10 protein-coding genes are annotated in these 14,139 nt (G+C 66.6%); 4 read left to right on the top strand and 6 right to left on the bottom strand.

Translation table 11 applies throughout. The features are described 5' to 3' along the window. Positions 1-22: 22 nt before the first annotated feature. The gene (locus IPG63_06715; GenBank protein MBK6726944.1) at positions 23-997 is read left to right on the top strand and encodes a glycosyltransferase family 2 protein; all 975 of its coding nucleotides are present in this window, start codon (positions 23-25) and stop codon (positions 995-997) included. Here IPG63_06715 and IPG63_06710 read toward each other — a convergent pair. Beyond that, positions 969-1,841, bottom strand: coding sequence for a hypothetical protein (locus IPG63_06710; GenBank protein MBK6726943.1), 873 nt, complete (start codon positions 1,839-1,841; stop codon positions 969-971). The genes IPG63_06715 and IPG63_06710 overlap by 29 nt on opposite strands. After that, on the bottom strand, positions 1,841-3,775 hold the full coding sequence (locus tag IPG63_06705; GenBank protein ID MBK6726942.1) for a response regulator: 1,935 nt from the start codon (positions 3,773-3,775) through the stop codon (positions 1,841-1,843). The genes IPG63_06710 and IPG63_06705 overlap by 1 nt, the downstream gene beginning before the upstream one ends. Before the next feature lie 120 nt (positions 3,776-3,895). Here IPG63_06705 and IPG63_06700 point away from each other — a divergent pair, with 120 nt between their 5' ends. Continuing rightward, entirely contained in the window at positions 3,896-5,299 is a 1,404-nt protein-coding gene (locus IPG63_06700) for an SLC13/DASS family transporter (GenBank protein MBK6726941.1), read from the top strand. A gap of 3 nt (positions 5,300-5,302) precedes the next feature. On the opposite strand, the gene IPG63_06695 is transcribed toward IPG63_06700, so the two are convergent. From IPG63_06695 to IPG63_06685, 3 genes are all read right to left on the bottom strand, one after another. Further along, a complete protein-coding gene (locus IPG63_06695; protein MBK6726940.1) occupies positions 5,303-6,253 on the bottom strand; it encodes a sodium:calcium antiporter in 951 nt (316 codons plus the stop codon). A 114-nt stretch (positions 6,254-6,367) separates the two neighbouring features. Then, the gene (locus tag IPG63_06690) at positions 6,368-8,098 is read right to left on the bottom strand and encodes a hypothetical protein (protein MBK6726939.1); all 1,731 of its coding nucleotides are present in this window, start codon (positions 8,096-8,098) and stop codon (positions 6,368-6,370) included. Between the two features lie 104 nt (positions 8,099-8,202). Beyond that, positions 8,203-10,809 (bottom strand): TonB-dependent receptor, encoded by a 2,607-nt coding sequence (locus IPG63_06685; GenBank protein ID MBK6726938.1) that lies wholly within the window; start codon positions 10,807-10,809, stop codon positions 8,203-8,205. A gap of 420 nt (positions 10,810-11,229) precedes the next feature. Between IPG63_06685 and IPG63_06680 the strand changes: the two genes are divergently transcribed. Together IPG63_06680 and IPG63_06675 are read left to right on the top strand one after the other, a co-directional pair. After that, positions 11,230-12,987 carry an arginine--tRNA ligase gene (locus tag IPG63_06680; protein MBK6726937.1) on the top strand — a complete coding sequence of 586 codons (1,758 nt, stop codon included), beginning with the start codon at positions 11,230-11,232 and terminating at the stop codon, positions 12,985-12,987. Next, positions 12,987-13,562 (top strand): SPOR domain-containing protein, encoded by a 576-nt coding sequence (locus IPG63_06675; protein ID MBK6726936.1) that lies wholly within the window; start codon positions 12,987-12,989, stop codon positions 13,560-13,562. Before IPG63_06680 ends, IPG63_06675 begins: the two co-directional genes overlap by 1 nt. Before the next feature lie 93 nt (positions 13,563-13,655). Here the strand turns inward: IPG63_06675 and IPG63_06670 are convergent, their stop codons facing one another. Then, positions 13,656-14,063 carry an energy transducer TonB gene (locus tag IPG63_06670; GenBank protein MBK6726935.1) on the bottom strand — a complete coding sequence of 136 codons (408 nt, stop codon included), beginning with the start codon at positions 14,061-14,063 and terminating at the stop codon, positions 13,656-13,658. Positions 14,064-14,139: the final 76 nt, after the last annotated feature.

Here is a 14,139-nt window from a genome sequence, read left to right as displayed (position 1 = left end):
CGCAACACGCGAGGACCCGCCCTTGAACAATGCTTCCACGCCGACCCCAGGCACGGCGCGCCGACTCTGTGTGATCGTCCCCGTGTACAACGAAGCTGCGGTCTTGCCGCTGCTGATGCCACGTCTGGACAGCGCGCTGGCCTCGCTGCCGGCAACGATCGAGGTGCTTTTCGTCGACGACGGCAGCCGTGATGCGACGCCGCAGGAATTGGCGCGTATCGCAAACAATGATGCGCGTGTGCGTGTGCTGCGCCTGGCGCGCAACTTCGGCAAGGAGGCGGCGATGACTGCCGGTCTCGACCATGCCGACGCCGACGCGGTGGTGATCCTCGACGCCGACCTGCAAGACCCGCCAGAAGTGATCCGCGAGTTCTGGGCGCAGTTCGAGCAGGGTGCCGACGCCGTCTACGGCGTGCGCGCCTCACGTGCCGGCGAGTCGTGGCTGAAGCGCTTCACCGCCGCCACCTTCTATCGCCTGATCGATCGCATGAGCGACACCCCGATCCCGCGCGACACCGGCGACTTCCGCCTGCTGTCGCGACGCGCGGTCGAAGCGCTACGGCTACTGCGCGAACGCCACCGCTTCATGAAGGGACTGTTCGGCTGGGTCGGCTTCACCCAGGTGCCGGTGCGCTACCACCGCGAACCGCGTGCCGCCGGTTCGAGCAAGTTCAACTTCTGGAAGCTGTGGAATTTCGCGCTCGAGGGCTTCACTTCGTTCTCGACGGTTCCATTGCGCATCGCCACCTACGTCGGTCTGCTGACCGCGACGATCGCCTTCGGCTACGGCACCGTGATCATCGCCAAGACCCTGCTCTACGGCGAAGCGGTACGCGGCTACCCGAGCCTGATGACGGTGGTGCTGTTCCTCGGTGGCGTGCAACTGGTGGCACTCGGCATCATCGGCGAGTACCTCGGACGCATGTACGAGGAGAGCAAGCGGCGACCACTGTACCTGCTCGACATCATCACGCCGCAGCGCCCGCCGGCGGCCTGAAGTCCGCCGCCACCGGCGCAAAGCCGCGCGCCGTGAGGCCGAATTCGCGCCAGGTGGCTTCGCTGTCGGCGCATTGATCGGTGAGCGCGCGTACCGCCACCGCGCCCGACTCGAAGCCGAGGCGCGAGGCCGCCGCGCCGGCGGCAGCGAGCAGCGCGCGCGGCATGGGCACGCGCAACGCGCGGGCATCGACCGAGTGCACGCAGCGCGCCAACAATTCCGCCAGGGGTAAGCGTTCGCCGCCACCAAGCTCCAGCGGCGCAGGCGTGGCCGGCGTTCGCGCAAGCAGGGCGATGCAGATCGCGGCGAGGTCGTCCGCGTGCACGGGCTGGCGCAGACCGCTTGCCGCTGCGGGAATGAACGCGAAGCCGCGGCGCGCGGCACGCTGTGCGTAGGGCGTCAGGCTGCGATCGAGGCCAGCGCCCCAGATCAGGGTCGGGCGCAGCAGGGTGCAGGCGATGCTGTGTCGTTCGGCAAACGCGAACAGTCGCAGCTCGTGCTCAAGCAGTCGCGCCGCCAGCGCGCGCTCGCAGGCATCGGGTGAGTCCTGCTTGTGCACGGCGCTCATCGAGCTCAGCGCGACGACGCGTTGCAGCGCGCCCGCGCCGACGCGCTCCAGCCAGGCGACGCAGCCATCGAGTGGCCCGGCGCTGATCAGTTGCGTCGACGCCGGCGGCTCGGTCGCGGTCCAGAGATCCAGACACTGCCACTTGGCACGCTCACCGGAGGACCAACTCGGAATATTGCGCGCAACGGCGATCATGTCGCGCCCGAGCCGCCGCAGCAGGAAGTACCCGACCTGTCCGCTGGCGCCGAGAACCAGCGGCCGTGAAGCCGCCGGCATCAGCTGTTGAAGCGCACGAGCTGGACGATGCGCGAAGGCAGGTTGCGGATGCGCGCCATCAGGCTGTCCTGCACCATCGGCCCGGTTTGCGGTACCGCGGCCGCGGCACTCAGCGCGAAACGCTGGATCGCCCGCGGATTGCGCTTGAGTTTCCAGTAGCGGCTGATCGCGGCATCGACGCTGAGCCGGCACGAACCCATGCGCACCGGCTTGACCAGCATGCGATAGACCTGACCCTCGTTGATCAGCTCCATCGCCAACTGCGCATTGGCGCGCTCGGTGACAACCACGGTGGCGATGTGCGGGTGGTGCTGCTTCAAGGCCTTGAGCAGTCCGGTCAGGTCACCCGCGCTGGTCTCGGTTTCCGAGATGACGACGCCGGTCTCGTGTTGTTCAAGGATCTGCAGCGCGCGCTCGGCGTTGTTGGCGAAGCGCACCTGGTAGTGCGACTGCAGGATCTCGCGCAGACGCTGCTGGGTCACCGGATCATCTTCCAGCACCAGCACGCCGACCTGGCCGCGCGCTTCGGCCGCTTCCTGTTCGCTGATCGGATCGACGGTGATGACCGGCGCCTCGCGCGCGATGCGTGCGGCCTCGAACACCAGGATGCGCAGGTCGGCGTTGTCCCAGGGCTTGTTGACGTAGCGGTAGACCTCGCCCTCGTTGACCGAGCCAAGCACGGCCTTGAGGTCGGCGTAGCCGGTGAGCAGGATGCGCATGCTGCGCGCCGATGCGGTTTTCAACTCACGCAGCACGTCCACGCCCTGCATCTGCGGCATGCGCTGGTCGCAGATGACCACGTCCGGATCGAAGTGCTGCGCCATCGCCACCGCCTGGCGCGGGTCGTTGCACAGCTGCACGTCGCAGTCGCGGAACAAGGCCTTGAGCGCGCGGGTGATGCGCGCCTCGTCGTCGATGCACAGCAGACGCAGGGGTTTCTCGACGAAGATGTCATCCATGGCGCGCGCCTCAGGCAGCCTTCGCGACAGCGGGGACTGCGCCAACGGCAGCTCGACGAAGAAGGTGGTGCCCTTGCCAACCTGCGACTTCACGCGGATTGCGCCACCATGCCCCTGGATGATCTTGTGCACGATCGAGAGGCCGAGGCCGGTGCCTTCGCCGACCGGCTTGGTGGTGAAGAATGGATCGAAGATCTTCGGCAACACGTCGTCGGGGATGCCGCTGCCGGTGTCCTCGAAGCTGACCTCGACGAAGCTCGGCTTGGCCACCGAGCGGATCGTCAGCGTGCCCTCATCGCCCATCGCCTGCGAGGCATTGGTGATCATGTTCAGGAATACCTGGTTGATCTGCGACGGCATGCACTTCACCTTCGGCAGGTTGCCGAGCTGCTCGACCACGGTGATGCGGTCGCGCAGCTGGTGGCCGGCGATGGTCAGCGCCGAACGCACGCTGTCGTTCAGGTCGATCGAGTCCATGCCGTCGCGATCGACGCGGGCGAAGCCCTTGAGGTTCTGCACCAGGCTGCTCATCTGCTTCAGGCCTTCGGCCGAGTCGGCGAGCAACTCGCGCGCCTCATGCAGCGAAGTCGCCTTGGCCAGCTCGATGCGCGCCTTCTGGATCGCCGCCTTGGCGCGATCGACCATCGAGGCATCCAGCGTCAGCAACAGATCGACGCCGGTCATGACCTTGGTCACCGCGGCTTCGTATTCGCTGAGCAGGTCGCTGACCACTTCGACATTGCTCTTGACGAAGCCGAGCGGCGTGTTGATCTCGTGCGCGACGCCGGCGACCATCTGTCCGAGCGAGGCGAGCTTGGTGGTGTGGATGACTTGCGCCTGCGAGGCCTCGCGCTTCTTCGAGTCTTCCTCGCTCTGCGTCAGGTTCGAGCGCGACTTGCGTTCGCGCAGGAAAAAGTAGACCGCCGCCGCAACAGCGACCAGGGTGGTGGATGCGAGAATGGCTGTGGTCGTCATGTCGCGCTGATGTCCTCACCGTCCGCATGCGGCGTGCGGCAGTATAGCGATCGTGTCCCTTGTCGCCAGCGAGCTTGGCGGCCCTGTCCCGCACAAACCATGACCCAGTTGGCCGAATCCATGAACGAAGAAACCGCGCCGATCTCCGAACGCGTTCGCCGCGCGGTGCTGCCCCTCGGGCCCGCAGCCGGGCTGTCGCTGGCGCTGTGGCTGCATGCGCAAGGCGAGCCGGCGGCGCTCGCCATCACCCTTGGCTGTCTGGTGTGGATCGCACTATGGTGGCTGTTCGAGCCGGTGCCGGCCGCGTTCACGGCAATGATTCCCTTGAGCGTGCTGCCAATGGCCGGGGTCATCACCCCCAAGCAGGTCGCCGAGGCCTTTGGCAATGAGCTGATCCTGTTGCTGATGGGCGGCTTCATGATGGCTGCGGCGCTCGAACGCAACCACGCGCACCGGCGCCTGGCACTCGGCATGGTGCGCCTGTTCGGTGGTCGCAGCGGCCGCCACCTGCTCTGGGGCTTCGTGTTCGCGACCGCGCTGGCAAGCATGTGGATCAGCAACACCGCCGCCACGCTGATGATGCTGCCGGTGGCGATGGCGGTGCTCGAGGATTACCAGGACCAGCGCCTGCGCGTGCCACTGGTGCTCGGCATCGCCTATGCCGCCAGTATCGGCGGCTGGGGCACGCCGATCGGCACGCCGCCGAACCTGGTGTTCATGCAGGCGTACGAACAGGCCACCGGCACGCGCATGGGGTTCCTGGAGTGGATGCGCTTCGGCGTGCCGATCATGCTGATCTTCCTGCCGCTGCTGGCCTTGTGGCTGGGCCGCCAGCTGCGCGATGCGCCCGCAGCCGCAGTGCCGCAGCTCGGCCCGTGGCAGACCGGGGAGCAGCGCGTGCTGGTGGTGTTTGCATTGATCGTCGCCGCCTGGGTTTTCCGCTCGGAGCCCTACGGCGGTTGGAGCGCCCTGGCCGGGCTGCCGGCAGTCAGCGACGCCAGCATCGCGCTGGTGGGCGTGCTGCTGATGGCGATCGTCCCGGACGGCCGCGGCAGTGCCCTGATCGACTGGCCGACGGCCGAGCGCGTGCCCTGGGCGGCGTTGGTGTTGTTCGCGGGCGGCATCGCGCTGGCCACGGCGTTCCAGAGCAGCGGGCTCGGCGAACGCATCGCGCTCGCGCTCGGCGGGCTGCGCGAATGGCCACCCCGGCTGCTGATCGTCGGCGTCTGTCTGGTCGTCACGCTGTTGTCCGAGATCGCCAGCAACACCGCCACCGCCGTGCTGCTGATGCCGATCCTGGCCGCGACCGCCAGCGCCAGCGGCATCGACCCCGCCCTGCTGATGGTGCCTGCGGTGCTGGCCGCAAGCTGCGGCTTCATGCTGCCGGTGGCGACCGCACCGAATCTGGTCGCCTACGGCACCGGCATGGTGCCCTTGCGCCGCATGCTGCGCGAAGGCGCAGTGCTGGATCTGATCGGCGTCGCCGTGCTCTCCGGCGTTTGCATCGTCTACTTCTCGGATTGAACGTTACAGGCGCGGCCACAACAGCCACAGGATCCAGCCGGCAAACGCCAGCACCAGCAACAGACCACGGCGCCGCGAGAGTACGACCTCACCGCGCAGCAGCGGATAGAAGCTGAGCGCGAACACGAGCAAGACCGGCAGCTCCATGCGCAGCATCGGCGCCGGCAGCGCGAGCGGCCGCCACAGTGCCAGCAGACCGAACACAAACAGCAGATTGACGACACTCGATGCCAGCGCCGAGCCGACCACGACATTGCCGTGACCGCGCGCCGCGGCAACCACTGCCGAGGCCAGTTCCGGCAGCGCCGCGCCGATCGCGAGCACGCTCAGCCCGATCCACATTTCGTCCATGCGGAAATGCGCCGCGATTTCCAGCGCCGACCCCACGCTGCGCCAGGCGCCGTAGCCGAGCACCGCCAGCCCGATGGCAATGCGCAACAAGTTGCGCAAGCGGTCGCTCTGGGTGTTCGCGGCATAGGCGAGCTCCTTGCGCACCGACTCCGATTCCTGCGGCGCGGCGCGGCGCACCAACCAGCCAAAAGCAACCGCGGCGAGCAACAGCAAGCTGCCGTCGAAGCGGCCGACCGCGCCGTCGGCGCCCATGATCCACAGTGCCAGCACCGCGACGACCAGCATCGGCAGTGCCACGGCGAGCAGACGAAACCCGGTGGCGAGCGGCTTGACCAGTGCCGATACACCGATGATCAACCCCAGGTTCGCGATGCAGCCGCCGAGCACGGTGCCGATGGCGAGCGCGTCGTGGCCGCGGAAGATGGCCGCTGCAGCAATGGCTACCTGCGCCGTCGATGCACCCACCGCGACCATCGCCAGCCCGGCAGAGAAGCCGCCGACACCACGCCCCTGAGCCAATCCGGAGGCGCCCTTGACGAAAGAGTCGGCACCGAGCGTGACCAACACCAGACCGAGCACCAGGAATCCGTACGTTTCGAGCATGATCAGGACCAGCGGCGGCAAGGCAGCGCAGGATAGCCGCGGCGGTCCACTTGCGGCAAAAGAAACGGGGCCGATGTCCCGGCCCCGCGCTTCACCTCCCTGTGCCCACGCCGATCAATCGAGCGTGCCGTCCATCGTCCAACCACGTGCCCAATCGGTCATCACGCCAGAGAAGGCGCCCTTGAAATTCACCGTATCGAAGAAGCTGTCACCGGGAACGCCGACGCCGCTGCCGAGCAGGATCGACGAGGCCGCCGGGAAGCGCCCGCTCAGACCCAGCGCGGACGCGGCACCGTCGCTGTTCGACGACTGGCCGCGATACCAGGCGCTGACCAGGAACGGGTCGGAGCCCGAGTCTTCGAAGTTGCTGGCGCAACCGAGCGCCGAGCCCGACATCGTCAGCAGGCCGCTGGAAGCGGGCGTCGCCGCCGAGCCACTGGCCGTGAAGGTGGCGCCGTCGTTGAAGTTCAGACACTCCTGACCGAAGCCGGTGGCGACCATGTTGTAGTAGTTGCCGCCGGAACCGCGGCGGATGCGAATGGCCTCATTGCCGGTGCCGACGCCGACCAAGGTCACGTTGGCGACCTTGGGCTGGGTGCGCGGCAGCAGGTCGAAGGCGTTGGGCTTGTTGTCGGACTCGACGCCGTTGGAATCACCGGAGGCGGTGGCGGTCTGCTTGCAGTAGGCGAACTGGATCTTGCCGGTGTAGCCCTCGGCGAAGTCGAGGCAATCGTCCTCGATCGCGGTACCGACCAGATGCTTCGCGTTGACGCTGCCGCCGAACATCTCGAAGCCGTCGTCCTTGCCGCCGTGCACGTGCACATGGTCGATCACCGTGCCGCGACCGACGGCGAGCAGCGTGAGCGCGTTGAGCTCCTCGTTCTCGCGGATGACCTGGCCGGCGTAGCGGATCTGCACGAAACGCAGCGACCCGGAACTGTCGTTGTCATCGCTGCCGCCGAAGGTGATGTTGGAGTCGGCCTCGAATGCACAGGGCGTGGCGCCGGTGCAGCTGTTGTTCACGGCGTTGCCAGCGAGCACGAGACCCGCCCAGGAACCTGGGGAATCGGTCGGGCCGGTGAAGAGGATCGGCGCAGTCGACGTGCCTTCGGCGTAGAGCTTCGAGCCCGGCTGCACCACCAGATAATCGATCTGCTGACCAAGGCCCTGGATCAACGTACCCGGCTCGATCGTCAAGGTGCCCGGCTGGGTGTTGCGGCCGCCGCCCACCGAGGTCTTGCCATTGATCAGATACGTCGCGTTGTTCGGCAGGTGCAGATTGCCGGTGATGGTCGCCGGCAACTGGCAGGTGCGCGGCAGCGCTTCGATGCGCGAGGTGCCGGCCGGGCAGGCGCTGAACTCGGTCTGGTAGGCACAGCTTGCCGGCGCGCCGAAGAAGCGCTCCAGGTCCATGTTGAAGTTCTGCAGGTTGCTGCCGGCGCCGGCGACGAAGTCGAGCTTGACGCGATTGCAGCTCAGGAACTCGACATCGAGCTTGCCGACATTCGCCGAAGTCGGTGCGGTGAAGGTGTTGCCGAAGCTGCCACCGGTGAAGCGGAAGACATCGATGTTGGTCTTCTTCGACTCGCGTTCACCGAACGGAACGTTGGCGAGCACCCACGACGGATTGCCGGCCGCGTCATAGGTGTAGAAAACGATGCCCATGATGCCGCCGGTGGAACTGGTCTGGAACCAGTCGAAGTTGACGCCGCGGCCAGATTGCGTGGTGTTGTAGTAGGTGCCTTCGAACTGCTCGTCGACGATCAGCGCCGCCTGTGCGGTGCTCGCGGCAAGCGCGGAAACAATGGCGAACGCGAGTGGTCGCGTGAACTGTGCAAGACGCATGGACAAGGCTCCTGTGGATGTCGGACCGCCACCTTAGGCAGCGCGCATGGCGCGGTCATTGCACGCAGACTGCAGCCTGATGACACGCGCCGATTCTTGTGTGATCAGGGCTGCGGGCGCCATTCGAGGGTGAGGCCAAGCTCGCGGCCGCGGCGGAATGCGCGGGTGATTTCGTCGCCCTGGGTGAACTCGACCTTGGGGTCGAGCAGGTTGCGCAGGCGCAGCTTGAGCGTCCACTCCGGATCGAACTGCTTGCGCAGGCTGAAGTCGAGCGAGTGGAAGTCCTGCTCGTAGATGTCCGGCGCACCGAACACGCCGACCTGCGAGATTCGCTTGCCGAACACGTTGTACAACAGCGTCGCTTCGAGCGCGTTGTCCGGCCTGCGATAGCCCAACTGCAGGTTCGCGACGTAGGGCGACTGCCCCTGCATCGCGCGCTGGTCGTTGGTCTGGATGGCGTTGACGCCGCCGAGCTCGATCTCCGAGTCGATCCAGGCGAAGTTCGCCGCAGTGTAGAAGTCGCTCCAGCGATCGCCGAGGAATTCGAGGCCACGGAAGTAGTCGAGTTCGATGCCGCGGTTGCTGGCCGCATCGGCGTTCGCCAGCGACAGCAGGCTGCCGGTACCAGGCACCTGGATCTTTTCGATCGGGTCGTCGAACTGCTTCAGGAACAGCGCCGCCGAAAACGATTCGCTGTAGGAGAAGTAGTACTCCCAGCGCAGGTCGAGGTGCTGGATGGCCGTGGGCAACAGGTCCGGATTGCCGATCGTCTCCAGGTCCAGCAGCGGGTCGGTGTAGGGCGCCGACGACAGCTCGCGGAAGTCCGGGCGCGACACCGTCTCCGCATAGGAGAAGCGCCACTGCGCGGAATCCGAATACAGCCAGGTGAACCCCGCACTCGGCAACAGGTCGGAGGTGGTGATGCGCGACAGCACCGGTGCCGTCGTCGTCGAGCCGAGCGCGAAGGTACTGACTTCCTGGTCGTTGGCCTCGTGGCGCAGACCGAGCGTGAAACGGTATGCGCTCTTCCAGTTCAGGTCGGCCGCCAGGAACAGCGCGTCGAGGTCCTGTGCAGCGTCGTAGTTGTCGGTGCCGCGGGTGATCTCGCGCAGCTGGAAGCCATCGCTGCCGATCGTGTCCGGCGTAAAGACCTGGTCCGGGGTGGCGCCGCCGATGACCACGGGATCGTTGGCCAGCGGGCCGACGCCGCCGAACTCGAAGCGGCGGATTTCGGACTCGCGCTCGCGCCGCGTCAGCGCGCCGCCAGCCGAAAGATCGAGGTAGGTCTCGTCATTCAGCATCAATGGCAGCTTGAACGCGAAGCCGAAGTCCTGGCTGTCGTCGGCGAGGTCGCTGAACACCGTCGAGTTGCTGTCCGAGCGGCGCGAAAACTGGAAATCGCCGCTGGCGTTGTTGCGGTCGTAGCGGTAGCTGCGCGTGTTCGGGGATTCGCGCGTGGCCTGCGCCAGCGTGTACTGCCAGTTCAGGCTCAGGTCGCGCGCGCCGGGAAAGCGATGCTCGCCGGCGAACTGCGCCGCTACCAGTTCGTTCTCGATCCACTCCAGCGAGTGGAAGCGCGACACGTCGGCCGGATCTTCGGTGTAACCCTCGGCGATGCGCGCCTCGTCCTCGCTGGCGCGCAGCAACATGGTTGTCTGCTTGAGGCGGTGGTTCTCGTTCAGGTCGGCGCCGAGCGACAGGAAGGCGGACAGCTCGACGTTCTCGGTGCTGCGCGCCACATCCAGGCCACTGGCCTGCACCAGCGAGCCATCGCCCAGCACGGCATAACTGTTGCGCTGCTCATCGACGTGGTCGCTGGTGTTGGCGTAACGCACCGCGGCGAGCACGCCAACCGGCACGTCACCCAGCGTGAAGCTGTTGCCGATGGCGCCACCGACGCTGCTGTTCGGCTTGAGGCTGCGGCGCTCGATCGCATAGCCCTGCGCGGCGAGTGACTCGCCGAAGCCTTCCAGCTGGGTCGGCGTGAAGCCGGTTGGATTGGTCGGCGAAGACGGGCGCAGGATGGTACCGTCGGCGATCGCCGCGGCGAGGGCGTCCGGCAACTCGCGCGCGCCGTCGTCGTAACCCGACCAGTCGCGATCACCGCCGGCATAGCCGAGGCCGTCGTCGAAGGTGGCGCTGTCGTCGTAGCCGAGCCCGAAGCCAAGCTTGGCAACGAAACCGGACGGCACGCCGCGCGTGCGCAACTGCACCGTGCCGCCACCGAACTCGCCCGGCAGCTCGGCGCTGTAGGATTTTTGGATGACCACGCCTTCGAGCAGTTCGGTCGGGAACAGATCGAGCGGGATCACGCGCCGCGTCGGGTCCGGGCTCGGGATCTGCGCGCCATTCAGCAACACACTCGAATAGCGATCACCGAGACCGCGCACGAACACGTACTTGCCATCGACCACCGAGAGCCCGGTAACGCGCTTGAGCGTGCTGGCCGCGTCGGAATCGCCGGTGCGGGCGATTTGTTCGGCACTGAGCGCCTCGGTCACCGCTGCGGTGCTGCGGCGCTCGTCGGTATAGAGTTCCTGACCGCCCTCGTTGTAGATGCCCTCCACCTCGACACCGCTGAGCTCGGTGGCGTCTTCTTCGTCCACGGGTTCGGCGCTGGCGTCCTGGGCACGCACGGGGGACGCCAGCACGGCGGCGATCAGCAGAGGCAGCAGGGCGACGCGGGGTCGCTGCGAATGTTCGGTTTTCATCGGGGGAGTTCCGCAAACAGGAAGGGGTGCGCGAGTCGGTGGCGCATGGCGGCGGAAACTAGGTCAGTACCGTGACTCGGCAATGACGCAAAAACTGCAGCGATGTTGCAGCCCGGCTTACCCACAGTTCGCCAAGAGCCGGCGCGGCTTATCCGCTGAAGTTCACAGACCGCGTGACGATCATCCAGCAACATATTGAATAGGAAATGTTTTCTGTTTCCGAGACTGCGCCGCTTGTGCGCCATGCGCGCTTCTGCTCCCTGCGCTGGCAGCGCGGTTTCGGCGCTCCACCCACAGACTTGTCCACAGGCGCGCGGGATCGTCCTCGTCCTGCCCGCGCCACGCCAGCGCCCGGCGCTGTCGGCAGTCCGGCACGCCGACTACACTACGCGGCCCCCTTTTCGCTTCCGGACGCATTCCGTGAAAGAAATCCTGTCCGGGCTGGTGCTTGGCGCACTGGCCCAGTTGCGGGCCGATGGCCGCATCGCGCTCGATTCCGCTCCCGAGATCACCTTTGAACGTACCCGCGCCAAGGAGTTTGGTGACTTCGCGTGCAACATCGCGATGCAACTGGCCAAGCCGCTGGCGCGCAAGCCGCGCGAGATCGCGGAACTGCTGGTTGCGGCCCTGCCCGCACATCCGGCACTGACCAAGGTCGAAATCGCCGGCCCTGGATTTCTCAATTTCTTCCTGAGCAGCGCCACGCTGCAGCAAGTGGTCGCGCGCGTACTCGACAACGAACGCTACGGCTTCGCACCAAAGCATTCGCGCGAGTCGGTGCAGGTCGAGTTCGTCTCGGCCAACCCGAACGGACCGCTGCACGTCGGCCATGGCCGCGGCGCCAGCTACGGTTCGACACTCGCGAACCTACTCGAAGCCGGCGGCTACCGCGTCGATCGCGAGTACTACGTCAACGACGCCGGCCGCCAGATGGACATCCTCGCGATCTCGGTGTGGCTGCGCTACCTCGAGCTTGGCGGCGAGCCCATCCGCTTCCCCGACAACGGCTACAAGGGCGACTACGTGCATGGCATTGCCCGGGATCTGCGCCTTGCCGTGGGCGCCGAACTGCATCACCCGATTGCGACCGTGCTTGCCGACATCGCCGCCGACGAGGGCCAGGGCGGCGACAAGGAAGCGCACGTCGATGGCTTGATCGTGCGTGCCCGCGCCCTGCTTGGCGTGGCGAACTACCGGCGCCTGTTCGACGCCGGCCTGAAAGCCTGCCTCGACGACATCAAGCAGGATCTCGGCGAGTTCCGCGTCGTCTATGACCAGTGGTTCTCCGAGCGTTCGCTGACCACCAGTGGTGCGGTGCAGCGCGCGATCGACGTGCTCACCGCCAAGGGCCACATGTACGAGAAGGATGGCGCCCTGTGGTTCCGCGCCACCAGCTTCGGCGACGAGAAGGACCGCGTCGTGCAACGCGAGAACGGCGCGACCACGTATTTCGCCTCCGACATCGCGTACTTGCTGAATAAGTTCGACCGCGGTTTTGATCGCGCGATCTACGTGTTCGGTGCCGATCACCACGGTTATGTCGCACGCCTGAAGGCGGCGGCACAGGGCCTGGGCATCGATCCCGATCGGCTGGAGGTCAAGTTGGTGCAGTTCGCAATCCTGTTCGAGGGCGGCGAGAAGGTGCAGATGTCGACCCGCGCCGGCCAGTTCGTGACCCTGCGCGACCTGCGCCGCGAAGTGGGCGTCGATGCCGCGCGCTTCTTCTACGTGATGCGCAGCCACGACCAGCACCTCGACTTCGACCTCGACCTGGCGCGTTCGCAGTCGGTCGACAATCCGGTGTACTACCTGCAGTACACCCACGCGCGCCTGTGCGGACTGTTCCGCCAGGCCGTCGAGAAGTCACTGCCGTATGACGAGGCGACAGCGCGCGCGGCGCTGGGCCAATTGTGCGAGCCACAGGCGCATGCCTTGCTGGAGCAACTCGACCGCTTTCCGGAAGACCTGCGCGGCGCGGTCGACATCCGCTCGCCGCACCTGATCGTCGCGGCGCTGCGCGAACTGGCGGCACGCTACAACGCCTTCTACAACGGCCATCACTTCCTGGTCGAAGACACCGACCAACGCTGCGCGCGTCTGGCGCTCGCCGCGTGCGTGCGCCGCGTGCTCGCGAACGGGCTCGGCATCCTCGGCGTGTCCGCGCCGGAGACGATGTGATGGCCAAGCGCAGTTCGCAGGCGACGATGCGCGGCGGCAACAGCGGTGGCAGTCGCCAGATCCCGTGGTGGATCTGGTTCCTGGGCGGCCTGTTCTGCGGGCTGGGTCTCTCCGCCCTGGTACTGATGAAGCAATGGGCTCCGCAGCTGCGCGGCAACGAGGCCAAGGTGGCCGCACCACCACCGCTGGCGCCAGCGTCCGCCACGCCCGACGACAAGCCGAAGTACGACTTCTACAGTGTGCTGCCGGAGATGGAAGTGGTGGTGCCGGATGCCGAGGTGAAGTCAGCCGGCGCCGCCGCACCGGTTGCCACGGCAGCCGCGGGCACACAGCGCTACATGTTGCAGGCAGCCTCGTTCCGTTCCGCAGCCGATGCCGACGCACTCAAGGCGCGGCTGACACTGATGGGCGTCGGCGCCGCGGTATCGATCCAGGCGGTGACGGTAAATGGCACCGAGTACTTCCGTGTTCGCCTCGGTCCGTTCGTCGACCTGCGCGCAGTCGACGCCGCCAAGCGCACGTTGGAAGGCAACGGCATCAGCGCCATCGCGCTGCGTGAGAGTGCTGCACAGTAAGGCATCGCGGGCCGGAGCCCGCTCCCACAGTCGCCCGGACAAACTCTCCTAGAGCCCCTGTGGGAGCGGGCTCCGGCCCGCGATGCCTTCCCATCAAAGCTGCGCGAGCGTCTGCGTCAGCGAATAGGTGACATTGACCACAGCGACACCTGCCGCAACCGGGGCGTCGCCCGCGAGCGGGCAAAAGCGCACCGAGGCCGACTTTGCGGCGGTGGTAGCGCTGCGATCGAGCAGGCTGGACCCGCTGCCCTTCAGCAGCGAAACACGCTGCGCCTTGCCGCGGTCATCGAGCGTCAGCTTGAGCGTCACCGTGCCGTGTTCGCGATTGCGGCGCGCCTGCGCCGGATAGCGCCAGGGATTCTGCAGGTCGGCCTTGGCCTTCGATGCAAGGCCGATCCCCGGTTGCGGCGAATCGGGACAGGGCACCACGCGGGTGGCATCGTCGGCCGCGAACAAGGCGCCGCCCCACATCAGCGCAGCGATTGCGAGCATCGTCTTCATGGTGTTCTCCCCGGCCGCAATGGCCTGTGAGGCGAACGTACGCACTCCTCACCCCGCTGGCAAGCGCACTGTCATA

Source organism: Lysobacterales bacterium (genome assembly GCA_016703225.1).
In the GTDB taxonomy this organism is placed as follows: Bacteria; Pseudomonadota; Gammaproteobacteria; order Xanthomonadales; family Ahniellaceae; genus JADKHK01.
This window is presented reverse-complemented; position numbering and strand designations above follow the sequence as displayed.